This is a genomic window from Novosphingobium mathurense (assembly GCF_900168325.1).
Taxonomy (GTDB): Bacteria; Pseudomonadota; Alphaproteobacteria; order Sphingomonadales; family Sphingomonadaceae; genus Novosphingobium; species Novosphingobium mathurense.
The window spans coordinates 1179340-1198438 of the sequence record NZ_FVZE01000001.1 but is presented as its reverse complement, the minus strand read 5'-3'; the positions used below and the strand labels follow the sequence as shown (position 1 = coordinate 1198438).

General features: G+C 66.1%; 13 protein-coding genes. 11 read left to right on the top strand and 2 right to left on the bottom strand.

Features of this window, described 5'->3' with window-relative positions; genetic code table 11:
* The first annotated feature begins 397 nt into the window (after positions 1-397).
* From B5483_RS05730 to B5483_RS05720, 3 genes are all read left to right on the top strand, one after another.
* Positions 398-1936 (top strand): phospholipase D-like domain-containing protein, encoded by a 1539-nt coding sequence (locus B5483_RS05730; protein WP_054944190.1) that lies wholly within the window; start codon positions 398-400, stop codon positions 1934-1936.
* Positions 1933-2541: a GTP cyclohydrolase I FolE gene (gene folE, locus B5483_RS05725; protein ID WP_054944113.1), complete on the top strand. Its 609-nt coding sequence runs from the start codon at positions 1933-1935 to the stop codon at positions 2539-2541. Before B5483_RS05730 ends, folE begins: the two co-directional genes overlap by 4 nt.
* 166 nt (positions 2542-2707) lie before the next feature.
* The gene (locus B5483_RS05720) at positions 2708-4123 is read left to right on the top strand and encodes a hypothetical protein (RefSeq protein ID WP_245828828.1); all 1416 of its coding nucleotides are present in this window, start codon (positions 2708-2710) and stop codon (positions 4121-4123) included.
* Between the two features lie 6 nt (positions 4124-4129).
* On the opposite strand, the gene B5483_RS05715 is transcribed toward B5483_RS05720, so the two are convergent.
* Together B5483_RS05715 and B5483_RS05710 are read right to left on the bottom strand one after the other, a co-directional pair.
* Positions 4130-4810: an SDR family NAD(P)-dependent oxidoreductase gene (locus tag B5483_RS05715; RefSeq protein ID WP_079729709.1), complete on the bottom strand. Its 681-nt coding sequence runs from the start codon at positions 4808-4810 to the stop codon at positions 4130-4132.
* Positions 4811-5009: 199 nt separating this feature from the next.
* Positions 5010-5489: a peroxiredoxin gene (locus tag B5483_RS05710; RefSeq protein WP_054944192.1), complete on the bottom strand. Its 480-nt coding sequence runs from the start codon at positions 5487-5489 to the stop codon at positions 5010-5012.
* Between the two features lie 178 nt (positions 5490-5667).
* Between B5483_RS05710 and B5483_RS05705 the strand changes: the two genes are divergently transcribed.
* From B5483_RS05705 to addA, 8 genes are all read left to right on the top strand, one after another.
* Positions 5668-6198 (top strand): S-adenosyl-L-homocysteine hydrolase, encoded by a 531-nt coding sequence (locus B5483_RS05705; protein ID WP_079729708.1) that lies wholly within the window; start codon positions 5668-5670, stop codon positions 6196-6198.
* A gap of 241 nt (positions 6199-6439) precedes the next feature.
* Entirely contained in the window at positions 6440-7861 is a 1422-nt protein-coding gene (gene ahcY, locus B5483_RS05700; protein WP_054944116.1) for an adenosylhomocysteinase, read from the top strand.
* Between the two features lie 191 nt (positions 7862-8052).
* Positions 8053-10407: a sensor histidine kinase gene (locus B5483_RS05695; protein WP_054944117.1), complete on the top strand. Its 2355-nt coding sequence runs from the start codon at positions 8053-8055 to the stop codon at positions 10405-10407.
* Positions 10404-10850 (top strand): tRNA (adenosine(37)-N6)-threonylcarbamoyltransferase complex ATPase subunit type 1 TsaE, encoded by a 447-nt coding sequence (gene tsaE, locus B5483_RS05690; protein ID WP_054944118.1) that lies wholly within the window; start codon positions 10404-10406, stop codon positions 10848-10850. Before B5483_RS05695 ends, tsaE begins: the two co-directional genes overlap by 4 nt.
* Positions 10847-11842, top strand: a complete 996-nt coding sequence (locus B5483_RS05685) for an aminoglycoside phosphotransferase family protein (RefSeq protein WP_079729707.1) — start codon at positions 10847-10849, stop codon at positions 11840-11842. The genes tsaE and B5483_RS05685 overlap by 4 nt, the downstream gene beginning before the upstream one ends.
* Positions 11839-12564, top strand: coding sequence for a nucleotidyltransferase family protein (locus tag B5483_RS05680; protein WP_054944120.1), 726 nt, complete (start codon positions 11839-11841; stop codon positions 12562-12564). Before B5483_RS05685 ends, B5483_RS05680 begins: the two co-directional genes overlap by 4 nt.
* Positions 12557-15553: a double-strand break repair protein AddB gene (addB, locus tag B5483_RS05675; RefSeq protein WP_079729706.1), complete on the top strand. Its 2997-nt coding sequence runs from the start codon at positions 12557-12559 to the stop codon at positions 15551-15553. Before B5483_RS05680 ends, addB begins: the two co-directional genes overlap by 8 nt.
* Positions 15550-19050 (top strand): double-strand break repair helicase AddA, encoded by a 3501-nt coding sequence (addA, locus tag B5483_RS05670; protein WP_079729705.1) that lies wholly within the window; start codon positions 15550-15552, stop codon positions 19048-19050. The genes addB and addA overlap by 4 nt, the downstream gene beginning before the upstream one ends.
* Positions 19051-19099: the final 49 nt, after the last annotated feature.

Here is a 19099-nt window from a genome sequence, read left to right as displayed (position 1 = left end):
ACCCGACCCGAAGGGCCAGGGGTCCGTTTCTGGCGAAATGATCGCTCAACGAAACGAACTGCGATGGTGCAATAGTTACACGCGCCAAGACGAATGGCGGCTGAATGAAATGAGATCAACCGCAGAAAGTGCCATTCTCTGACAAAAATCAGCCGGAATCCGCCATGCGGAGAGAAATTCTCGACGATCCGCGGGCGATTCGCGATGCCCGCTTCGTGAAGATGCGGCGATTTCCTGCCGTAGACTGCTAGCCGGACCTGATGGCCGAATCGGCGCCCCTCGTCGCAATTTGCGCCTTGGACGGTCCAGGGAGCCGCTGCATTGTATCCGTGGCGGGGGAACTAGCGGACATCTGGGGACTTGATCGTCGGAGCAGGGTAATCCAGCAAGGCGGATGATGAACGAACAGGGAGGCAAGGCGGTACAAGATGCCGAGGGCGAGGGGCCTTCCGTCTGGCGTTTCGCCATGGCCAAACGCGCCCATCTGGTTATCGATGCCGCCGATTATTTCGACGTCATCCGCGAAGCCATGGTCGATGCACGCCAGCGCATTTTCCTGATCGGCTGGGATTTCGATTCGCGCATCCTGCTGTCATCCGGTCGCCGCTGGTGGCAGCGCGGCCGCAAGATACGCTTCCCCGCGCGGCTCGGGTCTTTCATTCTGTGGCTGGTACGGCGCACGGATACCCTCGAGATCCTGCTGCTGAAGTGGAACTTCTCTCTCATCCGTTCGCTGTTTCGCGGGACGATGCTGATCGATCTGCTGCGCTGGGCAGTGCACAAGCGCATCGATTTCAAGTTCGATTCCGCCCATCCCATCGGCTGCAGCCATCACCAGAAGATCGTGGTGATCGACGATGTTCTTGCTGTCTGCGGGGGAATAGACATGACTTCCGACCGATGGGACACGCCCGAGCATCGGCCCCGGGATATCCGTCGGCGCCGGCCGACAGGAAGACTTTACGATCCCTGGCATGACGTGACGATGATCATGGAAGGGGAGATCGCGCACGCACTGGGTGAACTGGGGCGAGACCGCTGGGAGGCGGCGGGCGGCAAGCCCATACGTCCTTGCGCGCCGCAGGATGAATCGCCCTGGCCGGACAACCTCGACGCTGAGTTCGAGAACGTGGAGATCGGCATAGCGCGCACGCGCGCGAAATGGGGTGAGTGTTCGCAAATCGCCGAGATCGAGGAGCTGTTCATCGAGCAGATCCGGCGGGCCAGGCGCTTCGTCTATGTCGAGACACAGTACTTCGCGTCGAGGGCGATAGCCGAAGTCATCTGCGAACGGTTGATGGAAGACGATCCGCCCGAGTTCGTCGTGATCAATCCGCGCACGGCGGACGGGTGGCTCGAACAGTTCGCGATGGACACCGCGCGGGTCGAACTGGTGGAGACGCTCAACCAGGCCGATCATGCCGGCCGGTTCCACATCTACACACCCCTGGCTGCCGACGGGACGCCGATCTACGTCCATGCCAAGCTGATGATCGTCGACGATGAGATCATCCGTGTCGGATCGGCGAACATGAACAACCGTTCGATGGGGCTCGACAGCGAATGCGACGTCTTCATCGATGCCGGCAGGCCGGCCAATGCCCATGTCGGACCGGCGATCGAGCGTCTGCGGATCCGGCTGCTGGCCGAGCACTGCGGTATCGAGGAAGACATCGTGGCTGCCGAATTGAAGCGGCATGGCTTCATGTCGGCGATGATCGATGCCTTCGCGCCCTTGGGCAAACATCTGGCGCCCTTGGCCTTGAAACATTTGTCGGATGCTGAAAGAGCGATTGGCGAGAGCGCTTTTCTCGATCCGGAACGTCCGGATGAAATGTTCGAGCCGATCGAGCGCCGTGGGCTGTTCCGTCGCAAGGGGCAACTCATGCGGATTCGATTGATGCAGAAATTGAAGATGAGGAGTTTGAAAGGATGAGCAGCCTGATCGGGCCCGACGAGGACGATCCCCTCGGCAAGCCTCCCGTCCCACAGGACGTGCAGGAAGCGATTCGCACCCTCATCCGTTGGGCAGGCGACGATCCGGAGCGCGAAGGACTTCTCGACACGCCCCAGCGCGTCGCGCGCGCATGGAAAGAATACTGCCTCGGGTATGCCGAGGATCCGGCCATTCACCTTTCGCGCATTTTCGAGGAAGTCGGCGGTTACGACGAGGTGGTGCTGCTCAAGGACATCCCATTCCAGTCGCATTGCGAGCACCACATGGCGCCGATCATCGGCAAGGCCGCGATCGCCTACCTGCCGCGCGACCACGTGGTCGGCATCTCCAAGCTGGCGCGCGTGCTGCACGGTTACGCCCGACGCCTGCAGATCCAGGAACGCCTGACCGCGGAAGTTGCGCAGTGCATCTGGGATCATCTCCAGCCGCACGGCGTTGCCGTCGTGATCGAGGCAAACCACGCCTGCATGTCCGCCCGTGGGGTGCGCACGCCGGGCGTGGGCATGATTACCAGCCGGATGATGGGCACTTTCCTTGAGGACGAGCGCAGCCGCAAGGAAGTGCTGAGCCTGATGGGCTACTGATCGCACGAGGCTGATCTTGCCCAGGATTCCTTGTGAGCCTGCGCACTGCCCACTTGCGTCGCGACCCGCGATCGGTTTCCCTGTCCGCGATTGATCCGACCGCGTCGGTCGGGGGCAGGGGATGCCGTTGCAGGGGAATTCGCAAAGCACTGGCAAAACGGCGGGCTTGCCTTGGCCTGCGCTTGCCGAATGGGCGCTGGTCCTTGCGCCCGCGATCCTCCTCGCCCTGCTCCTGAGCCGCAAGGTCTGGGACGTCGACATCTTCTGGCAGCTCAAGCTGGGCGAGATGATCCTGGCCCGCCATGGCCCGATTGCGCGCGAGCCCTTCGCGGCCTCCCATATTGGCGATTCGCTCCCCGCCCTGGCCTGGCTGGGGCAGGCGGTCATGGCCAAGGTCCGGCTGCTGGGCGGTTGGGACGCGCTGCGCGTGTTTGACGCCTTGTGCTGGGCCGGGGGCTTCTGGGCTGTCGCACTGGCTTGCCGTTGCAAGGGGGCTGCGCCCGGCGCGGTTCTGGTGGCACTGTGCCTGTCCGTGGTGGCGGCTCTGGCGACCGCGAGCATAAGACCGCAGAGTTTCTCGGTGCTGTGCTTCGGGCTGCTGCTGGCGCTGTTGCGCCTTGAACTGCGCCCGTGGTTGACCGTGGCGCTTGCGACGCCGCTGCTGGTGCTCTGGCAGAACCTGCACCCCTCGGTCAGTGTGGCTGCCGGGGCGCTCGGTGTCTACGCCGCCGCAGGCTGGGTCACATGGCGGCTCGAAGACGGAAAGCGACCGCCCGTTGCAGAGACCGTCCTGATACCGCTTGCGGTCCTCGCCATGTTCGCGACCCCGGACGGCGGCTCGATCCTCGCGCTTTCGGCCCGCAATGCGCAGGCGAGTCTGGATATCGGCGTCTCCGAATGGCTGCCCATGTGGCGGCCCGCCAACTGGCTCGATTCCCTGCCGATTCTCTATACCGCAGCGCTGACTCTATGGTTCGTGCTGCGAGGTCGCCAACGCGTGGATCTGCGCGAACTTGCCGTGGCCGTGGCGCTTTTCGTCATGACGCTCGTCACGATCCGGTTCGTGCTGTTTTGGGCGGTCGCGCTTGTGCCCTTGCTGTCGCGTGTCGTGTCATCACCGCGACCGGCTGCGATGCGTGTGCCGCGCTGGTCCGCAGTCTTGGCTCTGGCACTGGTTGCCCTGTTCGGACCGCAACTGCTCCCGACGCGCTTCGACAAGAGCCTGCCGATGGCGGCCATTGAGCGATTGCGCCGGGAAAATGTGCGCGGCGTCATCTATGCCGATTTTCCCTATGGCGGGCCGATCATCGATGCCGGCTATCCGCAGTGGCGCGTCGCGTTCGACGGACGATACTATCGCTATACGCCGGAGGAATGGCACTTCAACGGCAAGGTTGAAGCCGGGAAGGTCGGCCTTGAAGCGATTGAACGCAAGTGGTCCGTGGCTGCGTTCCTGCTCAAGGTATCGCACAATACGCCGCTGGCGCGCGAGCTGTCCCGCGCGCCGGGCTGGCGCAGGATCTGGAACCGGGACGGGATCGTCGTTTACGTGCCTGCAGAAAGGCTGCGTTCCTCCCGGTAGGCAGGATCAGCCCCCGCGTGAAACGGGGATCAGCGCGCCCGTGATCGACCGTCCGGCATCGGATGCCAGGAATTCGATGACTTCGGCGATGGCTGCGGGCTGAACCCAGGTCGAGAAGTCGGCGTCGGGCATGTCGGCGCGGTTGGTGGGCGTGTCGATGATCGAGGGAAGGACCGCATTCACTGTCACGCTCGTGCCGGCCAGTTCCTCGGCAAGGGCCTCGGTCAGCTTGTGCACGCCGGATTTGGATGCGGCGTAGGACGCCATGCCCATGCCGGCCTTGAGCGCGCCGCCGGCGCCGATGTTGACGATCCGTCCGGCTGAAGACGTCTTGAGTGCGGGCAGGGCCAGCTTGGTGATCGTTGCATTGGTCATCAGGTTCATCGCGTGCATTTTCGCGAACGTGTCGAGCGAACCGCCCTCCAGCGTTTCCCAGGCGAACCCACCCGCGACATTGACGAGGACGTCGATCCCGCCGTTTGCCGCGATAACCTTGTCCAGCGCTGCCTTGGTGGCCGCGGTATCGGTCAGGTCGACGCCGCCGATGTCCAGCGCGCCGTCGATGGGCTGAGCCGCGGAAGGCGCGAAGTCGATGCGGGCGACCTTGTCACCTGTTGCGACGAAGGCCTGGGCGACCGCCTGGCCCAGAATACCGAAGCCGCCAGTGACGATTACCGAGCGTGCCATGATCTCTCCTCCATTGCCTGTTGCCGGGTAGCTAGTTGCGCGTCCGGCTGCTGGCAAGGCGGCTTCGGCCCGGCTTGCAAGGCATCGTCGCATAGATGATCCTGCCCGGATCACGGCGTGATGCGTGAGAAGCCGAAACGAAAAGGGCGGCCTTCGTCTGCCGAAGGCCGCCCCAAACGCGTCAATCGCTCTAAACGGTTCAGAGCTTGCCGAGCATGTATTCGGCCGAGCTTACCTCGAAGGTGCCGGGGGCCTCGACATTGAGCTGTTCGACGACGCCGTCATTGACGACCATCGAAAAGCGCTGGCCGCGGTTGCCAAGGCCGAAGCCCGTGCCGTCCATTACCAGATCGACGGCCTTGGCGAAGTCGCCGTTGCCGTCTGCCAGCATGGTGACGTCGTCGGAGCCCGAGGCCTTGCCCCACGCGCCCATCACGAAGGCGTCGTTGACGGCGGTGCAGACGATTTCGTCAACGCCCTTGGCCTTGAGTTCGCCGGCCTTTTCAACGAAGCCGGGCAGGTGCTTGGCCGAGCAGGTCGGGGTGAAGGCACCCGGGACCGAGAACAGCGCAACCTTCTTGCCGGCGAAGTAATCGGCGGTCTGGACCGGTTCGGGTCCGCTTTCGCCAGCCTTGATCAGCTTGACGTCAGGCAGCTTGTCTCCAACGGCGATGGTCATGGAATGCATCCTTTGTTCTGCAAGTGAATCGCAACGTGGCGAGATATAGGGCGCTGCGGCATTCCGGCAACGCCCATGAATGGTAAATTTCGATTTACGGCGACCGTTCAATCGCCGGTAAACGCGCGGGGTGATCCTCGGTCTCATGCAGGACTCGGCCTGCGGGGGGACTGGGACAATGGGCACTTTCGGGAACACATTCAGGCAATCAGGCAAGACGGAGCGCTTCGCGAGCGGCGAGCGCCGGTTGCTATGGGCTTCTCTGGTCGGACTTATCATCGCCATCTGCATCGGTCTGCCGACGCCGGCGAGCGCGGCGGGCAATGACGGCAGCGCGGAAAAACTGCGCCGAATGGACATCATGCTGATGGTCACCGGTCTGCGCTGCCGGACCACCGTCGACAACTTCACCGCAGACTACGGCGTCTTCACGCGTCGCCACATGAGCGAGCTGAACGAGGCCAGCGACGACCTCAAGGCCGACCTTGCGCGGCGCTATGGCGTGAAGGACGCGAACCGGGCGCTCGATCGCATGAGCGTGGTGATGGCCAACGAATACGGCGGCGGCCATCCTTGGCTATCCTGTGCGGAACTCAAGGATGTGACGCGCAGCCTGGCCAAGGTCCAGGGCCGCGAAACGCTGGTCGAGGCAGCCGGGCAGTTGCTTTCGCGGCAACCGGGGCCGGTCTTGGCCCTGGCGTCGCGCTAGGTTTCGGCCGACAAGTTCAGGCCGCCTGCGCGTCCGGCGGGGGTAGGGCGAAGGCGGCGGCCTTGTGGCCGCGGGAGGAACTGGCTCCACTCCCGCGGCCATATAAAGATATCTTTATATTTGCTTCTCGCGGACTGAAACGGTAGGTACGCCGCATTCAGGTTGCTGCATCTGCATGCCCCGGCGGCAGGCGCGCGGCACCCCGTAGAACCTAACCGAACCGTTTCAGGAGTACCTGTCCGTGGCCACCGCCCAGACCGCCGCACACGATTACGCCATCGCCGATATCGGCCTCGCCGAATATGGGCGCACCGAGATCGCGATTGCCGAAACCGAGATGCCGGGCCTCATGGCCCTGCGCGAGGAATTCGGCGAGAGCAAGCCGCTCAAGGGCGCGCGGATCACCGGCTCGCTGCACATGACGATCCAGACTGCGGTGCTGATCGAGACGCTGGTCGCGCTGGGTGCCGAAGTGCGCTGGGCCACCTGCAATATTTTCTCGACCCAGGACCACGCTGCCGCCGCGATCGCCGCACAGGGCATCCCGGTCTACGCCATCAAGGGCGAAAGCCTTTCCGATTACTGGGACTACGTCGGCCGCATCTTCGACTGGTCGAGCGAGGGCAATCCGGACCTCACCTGCAACATGATCCTCGATGACGGCGGCGATGCCACCATGTTCGCACTGTGGGGCGCGCGCGTCGAAGCCGGCGAGCCGCTGTTCGAACCCTCGAACGCCGAGGAAATCGAGTTCGTCCGCGCGCTGGGCGCCTTCCTCAAGGCGAAGCCGGGCTACCTGTCGCGCACCGTCAACGCGATCAAGGGCGTTTCGGAAGAGACCACCACTGGCGTGCACCGTCTCTACCACCTCGCGAAGGACGGCAAACTGCCGTTCCCGGCGATCAACGTGAACGATTCGGTCACCAAGTCGAAGTTCGACAACCTCTACGGCTGTCGCGAATCGCTGGTCGACGCGATTCGCCGCGCGACCGACGTCATGCTTGCTGGCAAGGTTGCCTGCGTTGCCGGCTTCGGTGACGTCGGCAAGGGCTCGGCGGCATCGCTGCGCAATGGCGGCGCGCGCGTCATGGTCACCGAGATCGACCCGATCTGCGCCCTGCAGGCCGCCATGGAAGGCTATGAAGTCGTCACCATGGAAGAAGCGGTCAAGCGCTGCGACATCTTCGTGACCGCGACCGGCAACGAAGGCGTCATCACCGGCGCCCACATGGAGGCGATGAAGGACAAGGCCATCGTCTGCAACATCGGCCACTTCGACTCCGAAATCCAGATTTCGGCGCTCGATAACTACAACTGGCACGAAGTGAAGCCGGGCACCGACCTGGTGACCTTCCCGGACGGCAAGCAGATCCTCGTTCTCGCCAAGGGCCGCCTCGTGAACCTGGGCTGCGCTACCGGCCACCCCAGCTTCGTGATGTCTTCGAGCTTCACCAACCAGGTGCTGGCGCAGATCGAACTCTTCGCGAAGTCGGACGACTACGAGAACCGCGTCTACGTCCTGCCCAAGCACCTCGATGAAAAGGTTGCGGCGCTGCACCTCGACAAGCTCGGCGTGAAGCTGACCAGGCTTTCCAAGCGCCAGGCCGACTACATCGGCGTGCCGCAGGAAGGCCCGTTCAAGCCGGACCACTACCGCTACTGATCGGCATTGCACCCCGGCCTTGCCCTTGTGGCGAGGCCGGCGTTGCCCGAGATCCGGTACTTGCGATAGCAGGTGCCGGATTTTTTTCGTTCTGCGCTCCCCGGATGGAGCGGCGCGGACGGGGGATTGCGTCCATTGCAGCGCAACCAACCCATTGTCATCACGGGCAAGGCGCACCATAGCCATCTGCGATGGACCAGGAGCGCCTCGTAACACTGCTGATCGGATTGCTGCTCGCGGCGTGGACGCTGGGGGCAGCCTGGGCGATCCTGTCGGCGCGCACGCGCCAGAAGCGGGCTGAAGGCTCGTTGCGCTCGGCGCGCAGGCTTGCGCGCATGGTTGAAGAATCGCCTGCGATTCCCTTGCTCGTGCGTTCCGACGGGCGGATCGAGGCCAGCCCGCGGCTGGCGCAGTGGCTCGGGCTCGATGCCGTGCCGCAGTTCCTTTCCGAACTCGATACCGCAGAGCGGGGTCTGCCTGCAGAGAAACTGGCTGAACTCACCGAAGCGGTGCGCCGCTGCCAGAAGACGGCGGCGCCGTTCCGGCTGGTCGCCACCCCGCGCAATTCGACCCGCAGTCTGGCGCTGCGCGGGCATCTTGCCGATCCGCAGGTCTCGCCGGGCGGTGCCGCGCTCGTGTGGGTCTTCGACTTTTCCGACAGCGAGAGCGAACTGGCCCGGCTGCGCGAGGAAGCGGCCCGGGCACGGGGGGACTTTACCGCGCTTGTCTCGTTGATCGAGGCGGCACCGATGCCGATGTGGTTCCGGCGGCCCGACGGCGAACTGCAGCTGGTCAATTCGGCCTATGTCGCGGCCGTGGGCGGCGAGAGTGCCGAATCGGTCGTCGCAGCCGGTGTCGAACTGGTCGAGACGGTCGACGGACACTCGCCCGCGAGCGTCGCGCAGGCCGCGCGAGAGAAGGGCGCCCCGATCGAGCGCATCGTATCGGCCACGATCAACGGCCAGCGCCGCGCGCTGCGAGTCAGCGACCTGCCGCTCGGGAGTGACGGCGTCGCCGGCTATGCCGTCGACATCGAGGATCTGGAGGAAATGTCGCGTTCGTTCCGCGCTTTCCGCGATGCCCAGCGTGCGATGCTCGACCAGCTTTCGGCCGGCGTGGCGCAGTTCGATGCCAAGCGGCGCCTGTCCTTCGCCAACCAGCCGTTCCAGCGCCTGTTCAAGTTCTCCGCCAAGATGATGCAGGACCCGCCGGCGTTCGAGCGCCTGCTCGATGCGGCGCGCGATGTCGGGCGCGTTCCCGAGGTTCGCGACTTTCCGGCCTGGCGGCGCGAGCGCGCGGCGTGGTTCGCTTCGGGCGATACGCAGGAGGAAGCGTGGGCGCTGGCCGACGGCACGCACTTGCGCATCGTGGCTCAGCCGGACCCGGACGGCGGCCTGCTGCTCATCGTCGAGGACCGCACCGAGCAGCTGCGCCTGTCGGCCGTGCGCGATACGCTGCTGCGGACCCGCACGGCGACGTTCGACAGCCTGTTCGAATCTATTGCGGTCTTCGCACCCGATGGCCGCATGCAGATCTGGAACCGCCGTTTCGCGGCCGACTGGGGTCTGGACAGCGATTTCCTTGACACGCACCCGCATGTCGAGGCGCTGCTCAAGAAGATCGCATCGCGGCTCAAGCGCGGGGCGGAAGCCGAACTCGTCGGCAACGTCGTGCGCGCGGCCACGCTCGACCGCACCCAGAAGGGTGGCCGGATCACGCTGGCCGATGGGCGCATCCTCGAATTTGCGGGGGTCCCGCTGCCCGATGGAAACGGCCTTCTCGCGGTGCTCGACATCACTGATTCGCAAAAGGCCGAGGACGCGCTGCGTGAAAGCAACGCGGCGCTGATGGAAGCCGATGCAATCAAGACGCGCTTCCTTGCCAACATGAGCTACGAACTGCGCACGCCGCTCACCTCGATCGGCGGCTTTGCCGAACTGCTGCAGGCAGGCCTTGGCGGCGATCTTTCCGACAGCGGACGCGAATATGTCTCGGACATTCTCGCGTCGGTCGACCAGCTTGGCGAACATATCGAAAGCCTTCTCGACCTCTCGCAGAGCGAGGCCGGGATGCTGCCGCTCAAGAAGGAAGAGATCGAGCTCATGCCCTTCGTCCGCAGCGTGGTCGAAGAGCGCGCCGGACGGCTGGAAAAGGCCGGGCTGGAGCTGGACCTCCAGGCCAAGGGCTTGCCGCGTCCGATCACCGGAGACCGCAAGCGGCTGGGCCGGGCCATCGGCCATCTGGTCGACAATGCCATCGCAGCGTCGAAACGCGGGCAGCGGATCCTCGTGCAGGTCGCTTCGCGCAAGACGCCTCAGGGCGAAGTCGCGCAGATCCTCGTGCAGGACAAGGGTTCGGGCCTCGACAGCCGCAGCCTGACGCGCGCGCTGGACGGGATGAAGGTGAGCGCCGATGGCAAGAGCGTGGAGCGGCGCCAGGGCCTCGGCCTGCCGCTGGCCCGCCAACTGGTCGAAGCGCATGGCGGCACGCTCAAGCTCGAATCGGAGCCGGGCCGGGGCACCAGCGCCATCGTCGAGCTGCCATGAGGATCGAACTGCCCGATCTCGCCGCGATGGACCGGCTGGGCCGTGCCATTGCGGTGAAGTTGCAGGTGGGCGATGTCATAGCCCTCGAAGGCGGGCTGGGCGCCGGCAAGACGACGCTGGCCCGCGCGGTAATCGCCGGCCTCGGACATACGGGTGAGGTGCCGTCGCCCAGCTTCGCGATCGTCGAACTCTACGAACCGCCCCTTGTGCGCCTGCCGCTGGTGCATGCCGACTTCTACCGCCTCGCGCATCCCTCCGAGGCCGAGGAGATCGGTCTGGACGACTATCGCGAGGGTGCTGCCATGATCGCGGAATGGCCCGATCATGCCGGCGGCTTCGCGCATGAGCCGGGCTGCCTCTCCGTCACGCTGGAAATTGCGGATGAAGGGCGGATCGCCATTGTCGAGGCGGGGGCTGATTGGCTAGGGCGAATGCCGATATGACGGACACTGCCGTGATGCTGCCTGCGGGCCTAGAATCCTTCCTCGAAACCGCCGGCTGGGCCGGCTCGCAAGTCGAGCCGCTTCCGGGCGACGCCTCGTTCCGCCGCTATTTCCGCATTCGCCGGGGCGATGAAACGGCGATGCTGATGGACGCCCCGCCGCCCAACGAGGACCCGGGCCCGTTCCTGCGCGCCGCGCACTGGCTCAATGCCAATGACATGCGCGCGCCGCGCATTCTGGCCGAGCAGGCCGAGCGCGGCCTCGTCCTGCTCGAGGATTTCGGCGAGGCGCGCATGCGCGACTACCTCGACCAGTGGCCCGCGGACGAGACCGACACCTACAAGGGCGCCGTCGATGCGCTGGTGAAGCTGCACCGGCTGCCACCGGGGCCGTTCCTCGAATATTCGATGAGCGAGTACCAGCGCGAGGCGCGGCTCTTCGTCGACTGGTACTGCGCGGCGCGGGGCCTCAAGGTCGATGTGCCCGGCTTCATCGCGGCCTGGGACGCAACGCTGGGCGGCATGCTCCCGCGCCAGCATCCGGGCGTGACCGTGCTGCGCGACTATCACGCGGAAAACATCATGCTTCTGGGCGCGCTGGAAAAGCAGGGGCTGCTCGATTTCCAGGACGCGCTGGTCGGCCATCCCGCCTATGACCTCGTCTCGCTGCTGCAGGACGCGCGCCGCGATGTCTCGGCCGAGCTGGAAGCCCAGATGTTCGACCATTACACGCAGGCGAGCGGCGTGGATGCCGGCACTTTCCTCGCCGACTACGCAAGGCTGGGCGCGCAGCGCAACACCAAGATCGTCGGCATTTTCGTGCGCCTGTGGAAGCGTGACGGCAAGCCGCGCTACCTCGACATGATCCCGCGCGTCTGGGCACTGCTCGAGCGTGACCTTGCGCATCCCGCGCTGGCGCCGGTGGCGGAATGGTTCGATGCGAACATCCCGATGGATGTGCGGCAGGCCGGTGGAGGCAAGTTCGGACTATGAGCGCCAAACCCCTCGCAAGCGATACCGCGATGATCCTCGCGGCAGGGCTGGGCAAGCGCATGCGCCCGCTTACCGCGGCGCAACCCAAGCCACTGGTTCGTGTCGGCGGCAAGGCGCTGATCGATCATGCGCTGGAAAAGCTGGATAACGCGGGCGTCGCCAAGGCGGTCGTCAACGTCCACTATCTTGCCGATGCGCTCGAAGGCCACATGAAGGTGCGCAAGAGCGGGCCTGCGGTCACGATCTCGGACGAACGCGATGTCCTGCTCGAAACCGGTGGCGGCATGGTCAAGGCCGCGCCGATGCTGCCCGATCCGTTCTTCTGCCTCAACAGCGACAATGTCTGGCTCGATGGGCCCAGTGACGTGTTCGCCGAGCTTTCGCAGGCGTGGGATCCCGAACGAATGGATGCGCTTCTGCTGTTGGTGCCGCACCCGCGCGCGTTGAACTATCGTGGCGAGGGGGACTTCCACCTCGATCCGGCAGGCAAGGTCAGCCGCCGCGGCAAGGGCCGGGTCGCGCCGTTCATCTACACCGGCATCCAGATCGTCTCGCATCGCCTGCTGCGCGATGCGCCCGAAGGCCCGTTCTCGACCAATGTCCTGTGGTCGCGCGCGATCGAGGAAGGCCGTCTCTACGGCATTTCGCATACCGGCCTGTGGTTCGAGGTCGGTGAGCCGGGCGCCATCAAGCCCACCGAGGCATGGCTGCCCCGTGCCTGATCGCGCCGGGCCGCGCGTTTACTCGATTGCTGCGCACCGCGGGTTTGCCGATGCTCTCGTGGCGGGCCTCGTGCCGCGCTATGCGCAAGGGGAACTTGGCCTTGCCCGGTTGACGTTGCTCCTGCCCAGCCGCCGTGCGGTGCGAACCGTGACCGAGGCATTCGTGCGGCATTCGGGCGAGAGCGAGACGCGGGGGAAGCTGCTGCCGCGCATGGCCGTGGTGGGCGACCTCGACCTTGACGAGACGCTCGGCCCCTTGCTCGATCCGCTGGGCGCTGCGGATATTCCGCCCGCCGCCGATCCGATGCGCCGCTGGCTGCGTCTTGCCCATTACCTGCGCGAAGTCGAAGGCGACGAGGCCGGGAAGGGTGCGGCGCTGCTGCGCCGGGCATGGGAACTGGGCAGCACGATGGACCGGCTGCTGGTCGAGGGGATTGCGCCGATTGACCTGATGTCTGAACGGGTCATCGGCATCGTCGGCGATCTTGCCGGGCACTGGACCGACAATACTCGCGCCTTCCTGAAGGTGCAGCAGCACTGGATTGCCGAACTGGCCGGGCGCGGGCAGATCGATGCGCCGGAACGCCGCAACCGGCTCTTCGAACATGCCGCGAACAGCTGGCGCACTGCGCCGCCGCAGCATCCGGTGGTTGCCGCAGGCGTTACCAGTGCCTCTCCGGCGCTGGCGAAGATGCTGCGTGTAGTGAGCGAACTGCCCGGCGGCTCGGTGATCCTGCCCGACCTCGATCTTGCGCTCGATGCGGGGGTTTGGGACGAACTGGGCACGGCCGGAAATCCGGTCGGGCCGGATGACCCGCCCTTCGGCCGCAGCGATGCGGTGACCCATCCGCAATATCACCTCAAACTGCTGCTCAACCGCATGGGGATCGCGCGCGACGAAGTGCAGCCCTGGCACCGGTCGGGCCACGGTGCCGCACCGCCAGAGCGCAGCAAGGTCATTTCCAATCTGTTCCTGCCGCCGCGCGCCTCGTCCGTCTGGGTCGATCTGCCCGCCGAGAAGCGCCGCCTCTCCGGTGTGCGACTGATGGAAAGCGCGCATCCGGGCGAAGAGGCTCAGGCGATTGCAGTGATGATCCGCGAGGCGCTGGAAACGCCCGAGCGCCGCGTCGCACTGATCACCCCGAACCGTGGGCTTGCCGGGCGCGTCGTTGCGCATCTGGAACGCTGGGGGATCGAGGCCGACGATACCGCCGGGCGGCCCTTGCCGCAGACCGCGGCGGGGCGGCTCCTGCTGCTGCTGGCCGAACTGGTTGCCGAACAGGGCGCGCCCGTGCCGCTCATCGCCCTGCTGACCCATCCCCTGGCCGGGGCCGGGGAAGGGCGCGCGCGCTGGCTGGAAAATGCCCGCAGGCTCGACCTGGCCTTGCGCGGTCCGCGACCGGGCGCAGGGCTGGCCCCCGTCGCCGTGCTCGCCGAACAAGCCAGGCTGGGCGAGTGGTGGGGAGGCGTTGCGGACATGCTCGCGCCGCTGTTCGCCTTTGGCGAGGCGGAGCCGCTCGAAGTGCTGCTCGGCGCATTCAGCCAAGTCGCCGAGACGCTTTGCGGCGATGCCTTGTGGACCGGGCCGGACGGCCGCGCACTCAGCGCCTTCGTAGAGGACTTGCGCGGCGCAGCGAGCGCGGCGGGTACCGTGCTCGATCCGCGCGAACTGCACGCGGTGCTGCGCGACGCGATGGACCGCGTCTCGGTGCGCCCGCCCTGGGGCGGGCATCCGCGCGTTTCCATCTATGGCCTGCTCGAAGCGCGCATGAGCCGCGCCGATCTGGTCATCTGCGGCGGGCTGGTGGAGGGCACCTGGCCCGCATCGCCCTCGCAGGATTCGCTGCTGCCACCCGCGGTGCTGCGCGCGCTGGGTGTGCCGGGTGCCGATTTCCGTATCGGCCTTGCCGCGCATGACCTTGCCGCAGCATTGGGCGCGCCCGAAGTGGTGCTGAGCTGGGCGCAGCGCGACGAAGGCGGACCGGTCATTCCTTCGCGCTTCGTGCTGCGCGTGAAAGCGATGCTCGGCGATCAGGCGGCGCGCCATGTCGAGAGCGAGGCACTGCGACTGGCGCGCAGGCTCGACGAAGCGGCGAGGGTGCCGCCCCATCCGCGCCCGCAGCCGATGCCCGATGCAGACCAGCGCAAGGTCGACATCTCGGTCACCGGTCTCGATCGCCTGCGCGGCGATCCCTACCAGTTCTATGCCAGCTCGATCCTCGGCCTGCGCACCCTCGATGCTCTGGATGCCGAGCCGAGCGCGGCCTGGAAGGGCGAGATCGCGCACAGGATACTCGAACTCTGGCACAAGGCAGGTGAGCCCAAGGGCGGTTTGCACACCATCGCCGGGCAAGTGCTCGACGAGGCGAATGCGCACCCGCTGATGCGGGCGCTGTGGTGGCCGCGCCTGGATGCCGCCCTCAAGACGTTCGATAGGATGGTCGCCGACCAGAAGGAGCAGGGCCGCGAAGTGCTCTGCGTCGAGGCCTGGGGCGACATGCGCTATCGTGACGTGCGCATCCATGGCCGTGCCGACCGTATCGACCGCAAGGCCGATGGCACGCTTGCCGTGGTCGACTACAAGACCGGCGGCCCGCCAAAGCCATTGCAGGTCAAGGAAGGCTTTGCGCTGCAGCTCGGCCTGATTGCGATGATCGCCGAAGAAGGGGGCTTCAAGGGTATCGAGGGCAAGGCCAGCGGTTTCGAATACTGGTCGCTCGCGAAGATGCCGCGCACCGAGGACTTCGGCTATGCGGTGGAGCCGGTCACCGACGATCCGAAGAAGCAGGAGAAGATGGTCCTGCGCGAAGACTTCCTCGACGAGACCGAGGCCTACCTCAACGATGCGCTCGACAAGTGGATACTGGGCACCGATCCCTTCACCGCGCGGCTCAATCCCGAACTGGGCAGCTATGCCGACTATGACCAGCTGATGCGTCTGGATGAGTGGATCACGGCGCTGGGCGGCAACGGGGAGGACGCGGCATGAGCGGTCCGGCTTCCGTCCATCCGCTTCACGGCAACCAGATGCGCGCGGTCGATCCCGAGGAGACCGTGTGGCTTTCCGCGTCGGCGGGGACCGGCAAGACGCAGGTCCTTTCCTCACGCGTGCTGCGCCTTCTGCTGCAGCCGGGCGTCGAACCGTCGCAGATCCTGTGCCTGACCTTCACCAAGGCGGGCGCGACCGAAATGGCGGCGCGCATCAACGGCACGCTCGCCGAATGGGTGCGGCTTGAGGATACGCAGCTGTTCGCGAGGCTCGACGCGATCGGCGCGAAGACCGATCCCGAGACGATGGCCCGGGCGCGCACGCTGTTTGCCGCCGTGCTCGACTGCCCCGGCGGGGGCTTGCGCATCGATACGATCCACGCGTTCTCGCAGTGGCTGCTGGCGACGTTTCCGCTCGAGGCGCAACTGATCCCCGGATCGCGGCCCATGGAAGACCGTGAGCGCATCCTGCTCGCGCGGCAGGTGCTGGCCGACCTGCTGGTCTCGGCGCAGAGCCAGCCCTTCGGCGATCCGCAATTGCTGGGCGCGATCAGCGACCTTTCGCTCAAGCATGGGCCCGATGCGGTCGAGGCCTTCCTGCTGCGCTGTGCCTCGGCGCGCGAGGCGTGGTTCGGTCCCGGCGGCTGGCAGGAGCCGATGCGTGAGAACGTGCTGCGCCTGCTTGGCCTGCCCAGCGATGCGGACGGGGCCTTTCTGGCAGAGCTGTGCAACGACGAGCAGTTCGATGTGCGCTCTCTGCGCCGCTGCTGCGAGACGCTGGCGGCCTGGGATACCAAGGCCGGACGCGAAGGTTCCGAAGCCTCGGTCGTCTGGCTCTCCGCATCGCCGGAGAAGCGTGCCGCGACGATCGACGACCTCTACTTCGGCCTGTTCACCAAGACGACCGATGCGCCCAAGCAGCTGACGAACATCCTGAAGCGCGACCCCGACTACGAGGGCTACATCCTGCGTGTGCAGGAGAGCATCGCCCGGGTGCGCGAGACCAAGGCACTGCTCGACCTGACCGAGCGACTCGTGCCGGCGCTGCGGCTTGGCCGCGCTTTTGCGCTGGCATGGGACGAGGCCAAGCAGCGCGAAGGCCTGATCGATTTCGACGACCAGATCCGTCGCGCCGCCGATCTGCTGCGCAACCAGTCGCAGGCGGACTGGATCCGCTACAAGCTCGATCGCCGCTTCGACCACATCCTTGTCGACGAGGCGCAGGACACCAATGCCGCGCAGTGGGACATCATCCTCGCCATGGCCGAGGAGTTCTGGGCGGGCCTCGGCCAGCACGGCGACCTGATGCGTACGCTTTTCGTCGTTGGCGATTACAAGCAGGCGATCTTCCGCTTTCAGGGCACCAGCCCGGAAAACTTCCGGCGCGCGGCCGACAAGGTTCGTGCCAAGATGAACGCCGCGGCGCAGAACGCGGAATTGCTGCGCAGCAACTTCCGCCCGCGCCGTCTGCTCCAGCTCGGGCTCGACCGCAGTTTCCGCACCGCGCAGAAAGTCCTCGATTTCGTTGACGATGCAATCGGCGGGATCGGCCATGCCAATTTTGGTCTCGACGAAGCGCCCGAGCGCCATGATGGGCAGGATCGGCCCGGCTACGTCGCCCTTTGGAAGCCGGTCGGCGCCGCAGTTGCCGAGGATGACGACGATCCGCGCGACGATGGCGAAGATGAAGGTCAGGAGGGCTGGCTGTCCAAGCCGGACCGCCAGATGGCCGAAGGCATCGCCCGGCAGGTCCGGGCATGGCTCGATCCCATGGCTCCGGGCTTCACCCTGCAAAAGGGCAAGCCGCGCCGCGCCCATGCCGGGGACATCATGGTGCTGGTGCGCCAACGCAAGGAGCTGGCCGGGCTGATCGTCGGGCGGCTCCATGCCGCGGGCGTGCCTGTCGCCGGTGTCGACCGCCTGCGTCTGGGTGCGCCGCTGGCGGTGAAGGATCTCGTCGCCGCGCTGCGCTTCGCGGTCCAGCCCTTCGACGATCTCAACCTTGCCGGCCTGCTTGTCTCGCCGCTGGTGGGATGGAGCCAGGAGCAATTGCTGCGCCACGGCTATCGGGACAAGCATACCAGGCTCTGGTCGCACCTGCGCGCCTCGAGCGAACCTGAAGTCGCCGCCGTGCTGCAGCAATTGGGCGCGCTACTGGCGCTGGCCGACTTCGAGCCGCCGCAGCAATTGCTGCATTGGGTGCTGGTGGGGCCTTGGCAGGGGCGGCGCAAACTGGTCGCGCGCCTCGGCAGCGAGGCCAACGATCCCATCGACGAATTGCTTAACGCCGCGCAGGCCTATGTCGCGACCGATACGCCGAGCCTTGCGGGTTTCCTTGCCTGGTTCGACGCGGGCGACGGCGAATTGAAGCGCGAGGCGGACAGCGCTGCCGGACTGGTCCGCGTGATGACCGTCCACGGTTCAAAGGGCCTGCAGGCGCCCATCGTCATCCTCGCCGATGCCACCGGCAATCCCGAACGCAGCCGCGAGCGCGGCCTCGACCTGCCGGACCCGCGCGACGAGCATCGCAAGATCCCGTTGCCGCCGCTCCCTTCTGCGGCGAAGAAAATCGGGCGGATCAGGGACGAGATCGAGACCAACCGCGCGGCGGACGAGCAGGAACACTGGCGCCTGCTCTACGTCGCGATGACCCGCGCGGAAGAGGCGCTGTTCGTTGGCGGGGCGCTGGGCAAGAGCGACAAGGGCGTGCCTGCGCCCAAGAGCTGGTACGCCCGCCTGCGCGATCTCTTTCCGCCTGAGGCCGAGATCGTCGACCCGATATGGGGCGCCCGGTGCGAATGGGGCGAGTTGCCCGAGCCGGTCGCGCCGGACGCCGGCCCGGTCGAACTGCCCTTGCCAGAACCGCTGCCGGTCTGGCTGGAACGCGCGCCGCCAGCCGAACCGCGTCCACCAAGGCCGCTCGCGCCTTCGGCCCTGGGCGAGGAGGAAGCACCCGATCCGCCGTTCCCGCCGGGCGCGGGCCGCGATGCCGCGCGCCGCGGTACCCTGGTTCACAAGCTGCTCGAGCGTTTGCCCGAAGTGGCGGCGACGAAGCGCGAAGCGGCCGGGCGCGCCTGGCTTGCGCGCAATGCCGCCGATCTGGAAGAGACCCGGCGTGAATCCATGCTGGGCGATGCGCTGGGCGTTCTCGCCAATCCGGAATGGGCGCCGCTGTTTGCCGAGGGAAGCCTTGCCGAAGTGCCGGTGGCGGCCATCGTTGGCGGGCAGGTCGTTGCGGGGACGATCGACCGGCTGGTGGTCGAACCCGGGCGCGTCCGCTTTGTCGACTACAAGACATCGCGCCGTCCGCCCGAATCGCTGGAGGCCGTGCCCAAGGGCAACCTGAGGCAGATGGCCGCCTATGCAGCCGCGCTCGAAGTGGCCTTTCCGGGCCGCGCGGTGGAAGTGGCGCTGCTATACACCACCGCCCCGCGGCTCATCACCGTGCCTGCCGAAGTCCTTGCAGCGCACAAGCCGGACTTCATGCCACCCGAGTAAAGCTTCACCGCACAGGCGTTGTCACGCGCGGTTTCTTCCCTAGATTGCA